The organism is Ruegeria sp. AF5 (assembly GCF_056541905.1).
Genome location: NZ_JBQFYZ010000001.1, coordinates 74,430 through 89,501, shown reverse-complemented (window position 1 = coordinate 89,501; position 15,072 = coordinate 74,430). Strand labels below are relative to the sequence as shown.

13 protein-coding genes are annotated in these 15,072 nt (G+C 54.7%); 9 read left to right on the top strand and 4 right to left on the bottom strand.

The features are described 5' to 3' along the window. Positions 1 to 23: 23 nt before the first annotated feature. Together ACR0DS_RS00410 and ACR0DS_RS00405 are read right to left on the bottom strand one after the other, a co-directional pair. Positions 24 to 767, bottom strand: coding sequence for an FG-GAP repeat domain-containing protein (locus tag ACR0DS_RS00410; RefSeq protein WP_480557319.1), 744 nt, complete (start codon positions 765 to 767; stop codon positions 24 to 26). Further along, positions 767 to 1,090, bottom strand: a complete 324-nt coding sequence (locus tag ACR0DS_RS00405; RefSeq protein WP_209504265.1) for a 2Fe-2S iron-sulfur cluster-binding protein — start codon at positions 1,088 to 1,090, stop codon at positions 767 to 769. The genes ACR0DS_RS00410 and ACR0DS_RS00405 overlap by 1 nt, the downstream gene beginning before the upstream one ends. 127 nt (positions 1,091 to 1,217) lie before the next feature. Between ACR0DS_RS00405 and ACR0DS_RS00400 the strand changes: the two genes are divergently transcribed. From ACR0DS_RS00400 to ACR0DS_RS00365, 8 genes are all read left to right on the top strand, one after another. Then, positions 1,218 to 1,589, top strand: coding sequence for an OB-fold nucleic acid binding domain-containing protein (locus tag ACR0DS_RS00400; RefSeq protein ID WP_267363997.1), 372 nt, complete (start codon positions 1,218 to 1,220; stop codon positions 1,587 to 1,589). A gap of 240 nt (positions 1,590 to 1,829) precedes the next feature. Continuing rightward, positions 1,830 to 2,327: a hypothetical protein gene (locus ACR0DS_RS00395; protein WP_480557317.1), complete on the top strand. Its 498-nt coding sequence runs from the start codon at positions 1,830 to 1,832 to the stop codon at positions 2,325 to 2,327. A gap of 908 nt (positions 2,328 to 3,235) precedes the next feature. Continuing rightward, on the top strand, positions 3,236 to 4,285 hold the full coding sequence (locus tag ACR0DS_RS00390; RefSeq protein WP_480481488.1) for a sugar ABC transporter substrate-binding protein: 1,050 nt from the start codon (positions 3,236 to 3,238) through the stop codon (positions 4,283 to 4,285). Between the two features lie 167 nt (positions 4,286 to 4,452). Then, on the top strand, positions 4,453 to 5,985 hold the full coding sequence (locus ACR0DS_RS00385; protein WP_480481486.1) for a sugar ABC transporter ATP-binding protein: 1,533 nt from the start codon (positions 4,453 to 4,455) through the stop codon (positions 5,983 to 5,985). Between the two features lie 12 nt (positions 5,986 to 5,997). Next, positions 5,998 to 7,158 (top strand): sugar ABC transporter permease, encoded by a 1,161-nt coding sequence (locus ACR0DS_RS00380; RefSeq protein WP_217354249.1) that lies wholly within the window; start codon positions 5,998 to 6,000, stop codon positions 7,156 to 7,158. Between the two features lie 83 nt (positions 7,159 to 7,241). Beyond that, positions 7,242 to 8,309, top strand: a complete 1,068-nt coding sequence (locus ACR0DS_RS00375; protein WP_480616658.1) for a substrate-binding domain-containing protein — start codon at positions 7,242 to 7,244, stop codon at positions 8,307 to 8,309. 60 nt (positions 8,310 to 8,369) lie between these two features. After that, positions 8,370 to 9,353 carry a carbohydrate kinase family protein gene (locus ACR0DS_RS00370; RefSeq protein WP_480481482.1) on the top strand — a complete coding sequence of 328 codons (984 nt, stop codon included), beginning with the start codon at positions 8,370 to 8,372 and terminating at the stop codon, positions 9,351 to 9,353. 34 nt (positions 9,354 to 9,387) lie between these two features. Continuing rightward, on the top strand, positions 9,388 to 11,736 hold the full coding sequence (locus tag ACR0DS_RS00365) for a glycoside hydrolase family 65 protein (protein ID WP_480486019.1): 2,349 nt from the start codon (positions 9,388 to 9,390) through the stop codon (positions 11,734 to 11,736). 51 nt (positions 11,737 to 11,787) lie between these two features. On the opposite strand, the gene ACR0DS_RS00360 is transcribed toward ACR0DS_RS00365, so the two are convergent. Then, a complete protein-coding gene (locus tag ACR0DS_RS00360) occupies positions 11,788 to 12,945 on the bottom strand; it encodes a sugar-binding transcriptional regulator (RefSeq protein WP_170451110.1) in 1,158 nt (385 codons plus the stop codon). Between the two features lie 137 nt (positions 12,946 to 13,082). On the opposite strand from ACR0DS_RS00360, the gene ACR0DS_RS00355 reads away from it, so the two are divergent. Beyond that, positions 13,083 to 13,745, top strand: a complete 663-nt coding sequence (locus tag ACR0DS_RS00355; RefSeq protein WP_480481478.1) for an HAD family hydrolase — start codon at positions 13,083 to 13,085, stop codon at positions 13,743 to 13,745. Between the two features lie 465 nt (positions 13,746 to 14,210). Here ACR0DS_RS00355 and ACR0DS_RS00350 read toward each other — a convergent pair whose 3' ends face one another. Continuing rightward, positions 14,211 to 14,843: a tyrosine-type recombinase/integrase gene (locus tag ACR0DS_RS00350; RefSeq protein WP_480557313.1), complete on the bottom strand. Its 633-nt coding sequence runs from the start codon at positions 14,841 to 14,843 to the stop codon at positions 14,211 to 14,213. Positions 14,844 to 15,072 lie beyond the last annotated feature (229 nt).

The window sequence follows — 15,072 nt, the reverse complement described above, 5'->3', positions numbered from 1 at the left end:
TTTTGGCCAGATGAAGAGGCGGATCAGCAATTCAGGGCTGATGTGAGATTGTCGCGCTGTTTGAGCGGGCCCAGGTCCGTCAGATGCCAGCCATCCTGATAGGAAACACGGATGATCCGCGACCAGTCGGCGCTGGCGAGGATCATTTCGGGATGGTCGCCACAGCTCCTCAGGCCGCCGGAAATGAAATCCTCACCGATCTTGTGGTTGGTCAGGCCGGGCAGAGCGGCGATTTCGGTCAGTCCGCTATCTTTGAAGCGCCATATGCGCAGGGTTTTGGCCAGGTGGGGGCGGTCGATATAGGCGATCTCGATATTGCCGTCACCATCCAGATCAGCAGCACCGACCGGGGCGAGCCAGCGGAAACGTGCGCCGATATGAGGAGTGGCCGCTATTTTTTCGCCAGCGGCGTTGTAGATCGCAAGCTGAGCGCCTGTTGTGTCCTGCGTTTCGACGACAACTGCTTCAACCGCGCCGTCCCTGTCGATGTCTGCCAGACGCGGCGCGAGGTCTTCGAATACACGGTCCTGTGGCAGACGAACCGTTACGACTGTATCATCGACCACAAGTTCCAGCGCGCCGTATTCGATATTGTCGCCCAAAACACCATGTGCGTATCGCGTGGTTGGTTCCGCGAAGCGGGCGTCGGTGATGGTGTCTGCCGCGACAGCGATTGGCAGCGCGCACCACAGGCCAAAAGAGAGCAAAGCGCTGCGCACCCGACATTGCCACAGGCGGGCGGGCTGACGCGGCGCTTTGTTGGGCATCAGATCTGCTTTTCAGGCATCTGGACAATCAGGCCGTCCAGCGCGTCGGTCACCTTGATCTGGCAGGTCAGGCGCGAGCGGGCCGGGTCGGGCTCATAGGCGAAATCCAGCATGTCCTCTTCCATGTCGTCCTTGGCCGGGATTTTCTCGACCCAGTCGGGGTGGACATAGACATGGCAGGTCGAGCAGGCGCAGGCACCGCCGCAATCGGCCTCGATGCCGGGAATGTTGTTGTCACGGGCCCCTTCCATGACGGTCAGTCCGTTGGCGACCTCGACAGTGTGCTCGGTACCGCCATGCTCGACATAGGTGATCTTTGCCATTGCGTGCGTCTTCCTTTTGCGATGTTCGAAACCTTCCTTAGTGAAGGGAGTTAGGTGTTTCCAGCCTCATTTGCGACTCCTTACGCCGTGTCTGGACTTTCCTGCTTTTTGTTCTATTTTCGTTCTCATGCTTGTTGCCCCTTTTCACCGCGCGGTTTCAAACCGGGACTGGCCGCGACCGCCGTCCTGTCTGCCCTCCGCCCAGCTGGAGGCCCCGCCCGAAGGGGCGCGTGTGGCCGTGGCCGGGCTGGTGATCCTGCGGCAGAGGCCGGGGACGGCCAAAGGCGTGATCTTTCTGACGCTTGAGGATGAGACCGGGATCGTCAACGTGGTGGTCTGGCGCAAGATCTACGAACGCTTCCGCCGTGCGGTGATCTCGGGGCGGTTGCTGAAGGTGACAGGCCGGATGCAGCGGGCGCATTCGGTGACCCATGTGATCGCGGAAGAGATCGAGGATATCTCGGGCATGCTGGACCTGCTGGTGCAGGGGCAGGGTTAGGTCTGTCGTGCGGATCAATCCAACATTGTCCGTCGCAGTGCCGCAAACCCGCGTCTGGAGAGCGGGCGATATGTTTTCTTTGCCTCAAATGTGTGTTTAAGGCGCTTTTCCGCCACTTGAATGCGGGATGGTCGACTCTCCGGCGCCGGGCGCGTAGTGACACGCATCTTTGCGCATCGGCTTGTGTCAAAGCTCGGGCCGGATTGCGCATCACTCAACGTCTTTTCAGAGTCAGTTCGGATGCCCAACGCAACACACCAAGGATCGCTCGAAAAAACCGTCTCACGGGACGAAAGCCGGATTTCCGACCGTCTGGCTGAGCTCTCGGAACTCACACGTTCTGCGGGGTATGTTCACACCGCCCGAATGATCGATGAGGCGTTGAGCGCTTATTCCTTCGAACGCAGACAGGCTGAGACTGCAAAAAGGCTTCGGTCAGAGTTGCAGCAACTCAAGCGGATTGAAGCGTCGCGCTCGTATGACGAAACGGATCGAAAGCCGCATTTGGTTCCGAACTTTCGGTCCCGGCGGTCGGCAAAACCCGATGGGATGCTGTTCGACAGGGCCGAGCGTTCTGACGGCGCAGCCCAGAAAGCCGGGGCGCGCAACGGGCAGGCCGCATTTGTCCTGACGACCCGGATGCGTGTTGACGGGTGGAACGTTGCAAGGCTGCGCAATGGGCACTGGACAGGCATATCCATGTCTTTCCCCGCGGAACCTGAATTCCAGTTTCGCTGATAAGTCGCGCCGCCGCCACGGATCCGCCGCCGGGGGCGTTGCAGGGCCGGATGCAGAGGGCGCATTTGGTAACCCATGCGATCGCGGCAAGGATCGAGGATATTCCGGGGATACAGGATGTGTTGGTGTGGGGGAGAGGGTTAGTCCGCTTAGCGGACTTTGCTGCCATTGCCATTTCAGGTGTTTGCTAATGCAGCATTCTATTGCAGGTGCGGCACGCTCATCGCTGCGATGCAGCCGATGTCGTCAGAGCGGTCATTCAATGCCAGTCTGAGGCGCGAAATTCGAACCGCCCTTTCGCTGCAACCACGACCGACTAACGAGAAGCGGGAATATACCGTCATTGGCGTTCGTGATCTGAACGGCCGCTTTTTTGTCCTTCGCGCCGGCGGCGAAAACAGCAAAGGATAAACCGGACCTTCGCTGCTCTCGCGAAAAGCCATTCCCAGTCTTGCTTAGCGGTCATTCGACGACGTCTGCGTGAATTAACTTATTGGTCCGCTTGAGCACGCAAACAGAGAAACCACCGGACGGTGTCGGCCTGGCTATCTCATCAGGATGTTTGATTGCCGAATTCGCGGCTTTGCAACCCGCTTTGCGATTATGGCACAGCTCTGTCGCGGCCTGCCCAAGAGGATTCAATGTATTCAATTAGTGAGTGGCAATCTATTATGGTGTTGTTAAATATGTAAAATTCCTTTGGGCGCAGGAGTCTCAATGGCATTGTGAATATTTATGCTTTCTAAATATACAAATTCTCCTCTCAAACTTCACCGCTATGTTAGCGTTATCGCTTTGGGATTGATGCTTGTTCTTACCGGTTAGCCGATATCCAGCACAATTTGCGAAGCATTTAGCGTTGCCGACCCAATTGGACCGGCAGCCAAGGAACATACACTGGAGGAAATATGTCCCTTTTGCAGACCATTACCCGTAGAGCCGCCTTGCTGTCTGTCGCCGCTGTCGCACTAACTGCCGGGACAGCGTTTGCAGGCGATGTCAAAATTGGCTTTCTGCTGAAAACCATGCAGGAAGAGCGCTACAAGCGCGACCGCGCCGCGTTTACTGCGAAAGCTGAGGAACTGGGCGCCGAAGTTATCTTTGATTCAGCGAACAATGACGAGCTGACCCAGCTGGCTAAGTTTGAAAACATGCTCGCCAAGGGAGCAGATGTCATCGTGTTGCAGCCGGTGAATACCGGTACTGCTGGTAGCATGGTCAGCATGGCAAACAGCGAAGGTGTGCGCGTTGTCGGGTATGACTCGATGCTTGTGGACGGGCCGCTGGATGCGATGGTGATGCAAGACAGCTGGGCCGTGGGTCGCCTGCAAGGCGAAGCCATGGTCGAATGGTTGCAGGAGAAGAACGGAGAGGTGTCCGGCAAGATCGCCCTGATTCAAGGTCAACCCGGCGACTCTAACGCGATTGCCATGAGCAGCGGTGTGTTGGAGATTGTCGAAGCGAACCCGGGGCTTGAGCTGGTAACAAATCAGGCCCATGAAGGGTGGTCCTCTGAGAAGGCCATGGCGACTGCGGAAAATACGCTGACCTCAAACAGCAACAGCATCGACGCGTTTATCGCCAACAACAGTGGCATGGCCCGTGGAGTTATCGCGGCATTGGAAGCACAGGGGCTGGCTTCATCAGACAAAGTGTTTGTAGCCGGATCTGATGCCGACCTGGCCAACATCCAATACGTCGCGCAAGGCAAGCAAGCCGTTGAAATCTGGAAACAGATCGATCCCTTGGCTGAAACCGCGGCAGAAGTTGCAGTGGCTTTGGCTAAAGCGCCGGACACTGCTCCTGCTGATCTGGTCGAGGTGGACAAGGTTATCAACAACGGCTTCACCGATGTGCCAACAATCGTGACCCCGATCACGCTTGTGACACAGGACAACATCGATGACACGATCATCGCTGGCGGCTTCTACTCCAAGGAAGAAGTCTACGGGAACTGATCCTCGGGACCTTTTCCTGAAGGAGGGCGTTTCGCCATCTGGCTCCCTATGCGTGTACTCCCCGCGCGCAGCTTTATGGTGCCCTCCTTCCTTAACCCGTCACGGAGAAACTGCCGGTCAGGGTGGGGAACGTCCGAAATACCTTTCTGAATGTGATGGGAAAAAGCATGTCTGAAGTCGTCCTGAAAATGCAGGGTATCATCAAGGATTTTCCCGGTGTCCGCGCCCTGAATAATGTCAATTTCGAAGCCCGCTCGGGTGAGCTTCTGGCGCTGATGGGAGAAAACGGAGCGGGCAAATCCACGTTGATGAAAGTGCTCAGTGGAGTTTGGCCCTATCCGACCTACGAAGGCGATATCTATTTGCGCGGCGAAAAGGTCCGATTCGCGAATACAAAAGAGGCCGAGGCAGCAGGCATCGGTATCATCTACCAAGAACTCAACCTGATCCCCGGTTTGTCTGTCGCCGAAAACATCTTTCTGGATCGCCAGTTCACCGATGCCAAGGGCAGGATCAACTGGAACCAGACCTTTGCCGAAACCCAGAAGCTGCTGACCGAACTGGGCATCAATGACATTCGCCCGACCGATCTGGTGCAGAACATCACTGTGGGCAAACAACAGATGGTTGAGATTGCCAAAGCTTTGTCGCTCAAGGCCGAGATACTGGTGCTGGACGAACCGACGTCGGCGCTGACAGATAAGGAGGTCAAGGATCTCTTCCGTATCATCCGCAAGCTGAAAGCCGACGGTGTCTGCATGTGCTACATTTCGCACAAAATGGAAGAGATTGAGCAGATCGCCGACCGGATTGCGGTTCTGCGCGATGGCCAGACCATCGGTGACGTCACGCCTATCGCGGATATCACGCTTGATCAGATCATCGCCCGAATGGTTGGACGCGACATCAAAGATATGTTCCCCAAGGTCGATTTCACACCGGGTGAGGTGACTTTGGAGGTCAACGATCTGTCCGTCACAAACCCCGACCTGCCTGGCAGCTATCTGGTCAAGAACGCCAGCTTCGTTGCCCGCAAAGGCGAGATATTGGGCATCTCCGGGCTAATGGGCGCTGGCCGGACCGAACTGGTTGGCGGTGTATTCGGTGCTTATCCGGACCAGACCACCGGTGAAGTGAAGCTGAACGGGCAAAAGCTGGACATCAAATCGCCGAAGGACGCCATTGATGCCGGCATCGCGCTGCTGACCGAAGATCGTAAGGCTTTGGGGCTGTTTTTGGACAAATCCATTTCCTTCAACACGACGATTTCCTCGCTTGAGACGATCAGTTCAAAGGTTCTGGGCATTATCAACACCCAGCAGGAGCGCAAGATCGTTAAGGAATATGTCGACCAGTTGGGCGTTAAAACACCGTCGATTGACACGGTCATCGGTACGCTGAGCGGCGGCAACCAGCAGAAAGTCATCTTGGGTAAGTGGCTGAACTCACGGCCGGATGTGTTCATTTTGGATGAACCCACACGTGGGATCGATATCGGTGCCAAGGTCGAGATTTACAAGCTGCTGAACGAACTGGTCCTACAAGGTGTCACCGTCATCATGATTTCTTCGGAACTGCCTGAGGTCTTGGGCATGTGTGACCGGATTCTGGTGATGTGCGAAGGCGAGATCGTGTCAAACTTTGGACGGGACGATGCGAAGAAAGAAGCAATCATGGCGTATGCCACCGGCAGCGCATAAGGGAGGAAGCAAATGAGTGCTGACAGCAACGTTGCAGGTGTTGGCGTCAATGGCGCCAAGGAAAACCACCTGATAAACTTCATAAAGGACAACGCGACGCTAATTGCGTTGATCGTGCTTGTCGTTGGGCTCAGCTTTGCCGACGACGCATTTTTCACCGCGAGGAACCTTAGCAACCTATCCCGTCAGGTTACCATCATCGGGATCATTGCCGTAGGCATGACCATGGTCATTCTGATTGCGGGTATTGACCTATCCGTTGGCTCTGTCGTCGGGTTATCAGCGGTCGTCTGTACGCTCATGATGCAATGGGGCGTGCCGACCATATTGGCGGTACCTGCAACCCTTTTGATCGTGGGTGTTGGAATAGGTCTGTGGAACGGGTTCTGGATAGCCAAGTTCAACATACCCCCATTCATCATAACCCTTGGAATGCTGACTATCGCACGCGGTTTGGCACTGACCCTGACCAATGGCAGTTCTGTACCGGTAACGAGTAATGTGTTTCCATTGATTGGTGGTGCTTATATCCCGCCGATGATGTCCAGTATCGTGCTGATCGTGTGTGCTGCGCTTGCTGTTTATTCGATCTTCCGAGATGTTCAGCAAAGCAAGGCGCATGGCGTCGAAGTGAATATGCAGGAGCTGCTGGTCAATGGGGCGGTGATGATTGGTGGTTTTGCTTTGGCCTTCCACGTGTTCACCAGCTACAAAGGGATCCCCGTTCCTGTTGCGATCTTTGCAGTCATTGCATTTGCCGGGATCTATACGCTGAACAGCACCCGTTTTGGTCGCCGCCTCTATGCGCTTGGCGGAAACGAAGATGCGGCTCGCCTGTCCGGCATCAACGTCGTCCGCACCAAGATGATTGTCTATACGGTCATTTCAGTCCTGTCGGCCCTAGCTGGAATTATCCTGGCCTCGCGTCTGAACGGTGCCTCGCCCAATCTTGGAACGATGTTCGAACTTGACGCGATCGCCGCGGTCGTTATCGGCGGTACCAGTCTGGCGGGTGGTTCTGGCAAGGTGAGTGGAACCATCATCGGTGCCCTGCTGATCGGGGTCCTGAACAACGGCATGAGCCTGCTTGGTGTGGTCACGTTCTATCAGTTGATCATCAAGGGCCTGATCATCATCCTCGCCGTCTGGTTCGATGTGATGCAGAAGAAATAATGTTGCTGGCCTGCCCCCGGTCACACGCACCGGGGGCAAAGCCAAAATCCCCGAAAACTTGAATGACAGTTGGGAGGTAAGCGATGGTCCAGTCCATTTTAGCAACCTTACGCACAAACGGCCTCAGAGCTTTGGGTTTGGCCGGCCTTCTATCCGCATCGCTGCCAATGATCGCGGCAGCGCAGGACAACGCTACAATCGGGTTCCTGCTCAAGACCATGCAGGAAGCCAGATACCAGACTGACAAATCCCTATTCATTGCACGCGCGGAATCCCAAGGCGCAGATGTGATCTTTGATAGCAGCGGCAATGATCCATTGCGTCAGTTGCAGCAGGTTGAGGAAATGCTGGAATCGGGGGTGGACGTTCTGGTCCTGCAACCTGTCAACACCGCAACCGCCGGAGCACTGGTTGATCTGGCCCACGAACAGGGCGTCAAAGTGGTCGGATACGACTCGATGCTGCAGGACGGGCCGCTTGACGTCATGGTCATGCAGGACAGTTGGGCTGTCGGGCAGCTTCAGGCCGAAGCGATGGTGGACTGGCTGAATGATACCCGTGGTGCAGTGGCGGGTCGGGTTGCCCTGATCCGCGGTCAGCCCGGTGATGCCAATGCCGAAGCGCTCAGCAGCGGTGTGCTGAAAGTGATTGCCGATCATCCGGGGCTCGAACTTGTTGCAGATCGCAGCCACGTGGACTGGTCACCGGATATGGCCAGAGACACTGCCGAAAACCTTCTGGTCGAATATGACAACGACATCGATGCATTCATTGCCAATAACAGCGGGCTTGCTTTCGGGGTTCTGGCAGCATTGTCGGACGAGGATCTGGCATCGGCGGATCAGGTCTTTGTTGCCGGTTCAGACGCTGATCTGCGGAATGTCCAGATGGTCGCAAACGATGTGCAGGCGCTGGAAATCTGGAAGCAAATTAAACCTTTGGCCTATGAGGCGGCGGATATTGCCGTGAAAATTGCGCAGTCTCCGGATGCGGAAGTTAGTGATTTGATCGGAGACCATACGCTAATTGACAACGGTTTCACGGAAATCCCGACGGTTATCACTCCTGTTTTTGCAGTGTCAAAAGATACGATCGACAGCACGTTGATCGACGGCGGGTTCTATACCAGCGAACAGATCTATCAGAACTGAAGCTGCTATAATCACGCATACGCCCGTCGACAAAACAGCGAATAAAAGCAAGGGACCGAAATGTCTGACAAGATCAATGTCGCAGTCCTTGGCCCGATCCCAAGGGACAACATCACCAGCTATCAGGGTGAGAAATTCAATAAATTTGGCTGCGCGGTCTATACAGCGGTCTGTATGTCCTCGCTGGCCGGTCCGGGTTCGCGGATCAACGTCGTCAGCCATGTACGCCGGTCAGACGTCGATAATGTTCGCAACTTGCTGTCTGAGTTTCCGTATCTGGATGTCGGCCATGTTACGGGCGACGCTGATCAGGGCGCGGTGATCGATCTTGTCTACGTCGATCAGAACCATCGCAACGAAAAGCAAACGGGTTTCATGAACCCGATCCTGCCCGACGACATCGAAGACCTGATGGATTGCGAGGCTTTCGTTTTCGTTCCGATCACGGATTTCGAGGTTCCGTTGGAAACGATCCGATACATCAAGGCCAACAGCGATGGTCTGGTTGTATTTGATGCGCATGGCCCCACCAGCGGGTGTTCTGCACATGGCGAACGGTATCATAAATTCTGGATCGACCGAGATCGCTGGCTTCCACATATCGACCTTCTAAAGATGAATTTGGAAGAGGCTCAATGCAGTTGGTTCAAGGGAGAATACGGTTCTGACGAGTTGCAGGAAATAAGCGAACTCACGATGGACCAGTTGCCCAAGTTCGCCCAACACTGCCTGGATCTGGGCGTCAAGGCGCTCTACGTCACGCTGGATCAACACGGCTGCGCCGTCTACCACAAGGATGCAACCGGCCGGATGCGGGAACATCTGGTCAAGCGGGTGCTTGTCGAGGATGTGGTCGACACCACGGGCTGCGGTGACAGCTTTGCTGGTGGCCTGGCCTTTGGCTACCTCAAGACCCGCGACTTCGTCAAAGCCTGCCAGTTCGGCAACTGTGCCGGGGCGCAGCGCTGCTCGAGCAGCGAGCTGGATGTCTACGGATCACTGGAAGAAACCGAACGTCAGATTGCCGAAACCTACGGCGACTGAATTACCCGAAATATCACCCGAATGGAGCCCTGACATGCAGACAATGCTGAGCAGTAGCGACTGGCTGATTGAAGAAACCCAATTCAATCTGGATGAAGCGAACTTCAAGGAGACCATTTTCACGGTCGGCAACGGCTATCAGGGCACACGTGGATCGCTGGAAGAGGGTCACAAAGGAGAGCTGTCTGGCACCTATCTGGCTGGTGTTTACGATCACCATGACTCGACGGTGATCGATCAGGTCAATGTGCCGACCTGGCTGCCGCTTCGGGTTCGTGTCGAAGGTGAAATTCTGGATGTCCAAACGTGTAAAGTGGTCGAACACAAGCGCGTGTTGGATCTGCAGACCGGATTTCTCCACCGAGATACGGTTTTTGAAGATAGCAAAGGCCGTCGCACTCGCATCACCAGCATCCGATTTGCGAGTTTTGCCGATCAGCACATCTGTGGCATTCGCCTGACGGTTACGCCTGAGAACTACTCCTCGGAGATCACTGTCGAAAGCGCCCTTGATGCCCATCGATACAATCTGGACCGCCTGCCAGCTTATCAGGGAAATCCCGTCTTCCACCCCGAAGTTAAATGGGAGAAGTGGGCCAAAAGCCGGCACATGAAGGTCACTCAGTCACATGCAAGCAGCGATGCGTCCTATATCGAAACTCTGACACTGGACACTGGCATTTCGATTGGCATGGCGTCTGCCTTGGATTGTCCTGCCTTCAGCGAGTTCAAAGTCGCAAATCGTGGCTATGAGCAGGTTTCACAAACCGTTTCTGTCGAGGCGCTCAACGGGCAAAGTCTGACTTTCGAAAAGCTGGTGTCGATTTATACATCGCGAGATCTGAACGGCGCGGAAATGGCGGCCAAGTGCGAAGCCTCCCTTGAGACCGCGCATGCCAAGGGATTTTCCGCCTGTCTGAGCGAAAGCGCCGCAGCCTGGCGCGAAAAATGGGACGCCTGTGATTGTGTGGTGACGGGTGATCTAGAAGCAACGCGTGCAATGCGTTTCAACATCTATCATCTACTGATTGCCGCAAACGAAAACGACCCGCGCGCGAACATCGGCGCCAAGTCCATGTCAGGCGAGGGGTATAAAGGGCACGTTTTCTGGGATACCGAGATCTTCCTGCTGCCATTCTACATTTTCACGCAGCCGGATACAGCCAAAGCCCTTCTGAAATACCGTTTCAACACGTTGAACGGCGCACTTGAGAACGCCCGAATGAATGGGCTTAAGGGCGCGCAGTACGCGTGGGAATCTGCTGATACCGGAGTAGAGACAACGCCAAAATGGACAGCGGACGGTGCGAACCGTATCTGGACCGGAGAAGAAGAGATTCACGTCACCGCATGCGTGGCATATGGCATCCTCAGTTATGTTGCGGCGACCGGAGACAGAGATTTCCTTCGCGATTTCGGTGCCGAGGTTTTGTATCAAACCAGCCGGTTCTGGATCAGTCGGCTGGAATGGAACAAAGACAAGGACCGGTACGAGCTGACAAATGTTATCGGGCCGGACGAGTTCCACGAACATGTCGACAACAACACATTCACCAATCGGATGGCGAAATGGCACCTGGAACAATCGGCTCGCGTTTTCGCAGAATTCAGCAAAACCACTTCAGCAGTTCATGACGAATTGCTGATACGGTTGGATTTAACCCGAAAAGAAGTGGATCAGTGGCTGGAAACAGCGGAAAAAATCTATGTTCCATTTGATCCCTCCCGCAATCTGATCGAACAGTTTGAAGGGTATTTCCAGCTCAAGGACATTCCCATCACCGAATGGGACAAAAACCGTATGCCAGTCTACCCCGAGGGGCATGATCACTTTTCACTGAATGGCTCGATGCTGCTCAAGCAACCTGACGTGATCATGTTGAATTATCTCTTGCCCGACGAGTTTTCAGACGAAATCAAAAAGGCGAATTACGCGTTTTACGAGAAACGCACGATGCACAAGTCATCACTTAGCCCGGCCATTCATTCGATCATGGGGATTGAAGTTGGCGACATTTCCTCGGCCCATCACTATTTCGAACGTTCTGCCTTTGTTGATCTGGTCAACAATCAGGGAAACACACAGGACGGGATGCATATCGCATCGGCCGGTGGCACCTGGCAGTCGCTTGTTTGTGGGTTTGGCGGGTTCCGGGTCAAGCACGGCAAGATGACGTTCAAACCCTGGCTGCCCGAGGCATGGTCCGGCATCCGGTTTAATCTGAAGTGGCAGGGGAATGACGTCGAAGTTCTGATTTCTCATGACGAGTGTCGGTTTAAGCTGATTGCTCCGTCCGGCACGAAAGAGGATATCGAGGTGATGGGCCATCCTGTTACTTTGATTGCCGGAGAGGAAGCGGTCTTAGCACCGCAGCCTGCGTGACAACCAAGATTTTTCTCGCAGGAATGGTCAAGGTGTGCCGAGGTGCTATCGTCAGTCTGCAAGAGCCTCAGCAACGCGCGTGTGCAGTTGTTCCGCTGCCGCGTGATCGATGAGCAATTCGTTAACAAGTCCCCGGGTGATCAGTTCGAATACCGTATCGCCTCGTTCCTTCTGAATCGCGACGACCACAACACCACTTTGATCAGGATCGTCAAATGCCCGATCTGCGATGGCTTTGACATGCTCTGTTTTGATCCCGGTCCACAGCCCATTCAGCTCGTCAATCAGGTCCATCTTGGCCTGTGAAATTTCGGTTCTCGGGATCAAAATACCGCCAAGGTCCCCGACGACCAATTGCCGGAGATCGTCAGCCCTTAACCCGCCAGCCTGAACCAGCTCTTCAAAACTGCCCAGAACCGGAGTGCTTGAAGACCCGACGCTGGAAATCAACATATCCATTTTATCAATCAATGCGTCTGGACCCGAAAACACGCGGTGAAATCCCGGGGTGTCAGAGATGTACTGCCAAATGGAACGGCGCATGGTCTCATCGTAGTGACGGGGTATGTATGCCGGGAAACCAGTGAGCTGAGGGCTATCCTCCGGCTGATCGTTAAATAGCTCATCAAACGTTCCGGCAAGCCGGCTGGCAGAGTATCCATGCTGAGCCAGCGACATCAATTCTGCGCAAACCGCTGCAAACTCAGTCTTTTGCGACTTATCTATGGGCTGCCTTGAGGCTGCAATCCCTTCTGCCAGAGACTTGATTGTTCGACCCCACGCAACGCCGATGACGTTCGATTTCTCGATCAGTTCTATCAATCGTCCGGATGCGGTTCGTCCAAACCTGGTACGGCGCTGTGACAGCGCAGCCTCGGTGTTCCCCGGGCCGCTTTCAAACACCCCAAGCCGAGGCGGTCTAAGCTTGTTCCTGTTGCAATATCGCTTCAGATCAGAATTCAACCCTGAAGGAGCCAGCATTTCGTCCATCTGGGCAATCCACTCGTCTGAGAATTGTTCTTTGACGAAGCGTTGTTCGATGACCAAGTAGTTTTGGCGTTCAGCGTGTTTCAGTAACCGCGATACATGCGGTTGAGACAGGCCACCAAGAATTGCTCCTATCTCTACCTGCGACATGTTGTGCGTTGCGCGCATATAGGCAGCGCACTGGGCGCGTTCTTCAAATGGAAGTTTTTTAACGTCGATCATTTGTTCAATATTGTTCGTTAGCAGGATCCTGACAGCGTGAATAACTATGCCATATAAACATTCACATGCCAGCCGATTGAAGAAAAATCCTTACATGCTACGTGTTTCTTGCACAGGCTCGAACCAGGAGATTCAGCATGCCGATCAAAGGACTGATCTTTGACCTCGATGGTGTTTTGGTCGACACCGTACCGGCGCATTTTGCTGCTTGGAAACGCATGTTCGAAGAATACGGGTATGAGTTTGGAAGGGCGGAATACCGGCGACTTGTCGATGGGCGCCCTCGTTATGACGGCGCGCGCGCGGTCATGACCCGGCATTCGGAGAATGAAGTCAGAACCGCCGCAGACAAAAAAAATGACTATTATGTTGAAATGATCGAGCGAGGCGAATTTCGTGTCTTCGATGCTGCTGTGCACCTCGTAAGACAATGCCAGTCGGAGGGTTACGGGCTGGCGGCCGCTTCCAGCAGCGCCAATGTCCGAGCCGTTCTCGAAAAAGCTGGTTTGTTGGATGCCTTTCCGGTTGTTATCGGAGGCGACGATGTCGAAAAAGGGAAACCCAACCCTGATATATTCCTCACCGCCGCCAGCGGGCTGGGGCTTAATGTGGATGAATGTATCGTGATCGAGGATTCCTCTTCCGGTGTCGAAGCGGCAAAGAATGGTGGTTTCTATTGCGTAGGTCTTCTTCATGAAGATCACGAGAGTGAACTAACGGCTGCGGATTGCGTCATTTCTTCGCTGGCCGAGGTTAACATTGAGCAGATAGATGGATCTAGGTCTGAGCGGTCGGTTTGAGTACTGTGTAGCGATATAGAATTGGATTTCTTGGGGGCAGATAGCAAACTACACCCAAGATTCAGTATCGTGTACTCAACCTCTCGTAACTTCGGTGTCCGAACTGGACTATTGGCCGCTTCAGCCAAGCTCCGATGCGGCCTTGAAACTGCTGGGACTGTTTGCGCGCGTGTAAGGCGTTTGGCTGAAGGCCCGGAAAATCCGCGAACTGTTCGACTGGCCTTCCCCCTGTCTCGCGCTGGCAGCGAACTGCAGGTTTGACGAACCGCAACGCAGCATTGAAGTTGTCCAATGGACGGCAGCTCCGGGCCGTCCTCAATATCGCTAACGTCGGGTTTCAATGGTTGTCCGGCAATTACGTCTGCGCAGCATCCGGCACTCTGGGCTCGAACCGAACCACTGCCGCGGTGCGACCGTAGGTCTGGTCTGAATTGGCGAACGGCAAGAGCCGCCCGCCATGGTGGTTCAAATGTCGATTTGCTCGGCGATACTCAGCGCATCTTCAAGTTCGACACCAAGATATCTGACTGTGCTGTCAACCTTTGTGTGCCCGAGCAACAGTTGAACCGCCCTAAGATTTCCGGTTTTGCGGTAGATTTCCGCTGCTTTGGTCCGGCGCAGCGAATGGGTGCCGTATCCGCTGGGCTCCAGCCCAATCGCGGCCACCCAATCCCGCACAAGCCGGCAATATTGGCGTGTTGAGATATGCGGGCGGTCGTGAAACCGGCTGGGAAACATGAAACGGCAGCCGAGCATCTCCGGTGACTTGATCCATGCGGCAATGGTATCCCGCGTGTTTTCAGAGAGTTCAAACTGAACAGGCCGCTTGGTTTTGCTCTGGATCACGGACACGCGTTCGCGAACGCGATCATCCCTCACCAGGTCGGCGACGGCCAGTTTCACCAAATCGCATCCGCGAAGCTTGCTATCAATGGCCACGTTGAACAGCGCAAGATCGCGCAGGTTGCCCGCCAGCTCGAGCCGCGCGCGGATCGCCCAGACCTGTTTCGGCAACAGTGGTCGTTTCTGGCCGATAATCCGGCCCTTGTTCCAGGCTCTTCGTTTCGGGGTGACAGCGGGAAGTTGGACTCTTGGCATTGTGCGCCCTCCAATCCTCCCGCCAAACCCAGACATCAGCACAGCGCTGACGCCTCAGTTTACTGGTGGTTTGAATGGCCGTTGTCAGCTTGCTGCTTCATTGGCGAACGACGCAAACGCATTGGGCAGCTTCGAGCCCAAACTACTGAATGCTGCGGATAGCATCAATTTCCGAAGGCAATTGCTTAGCTGACATTCAGCAACGGTTTGAAACCAGTCTCGTAGATAA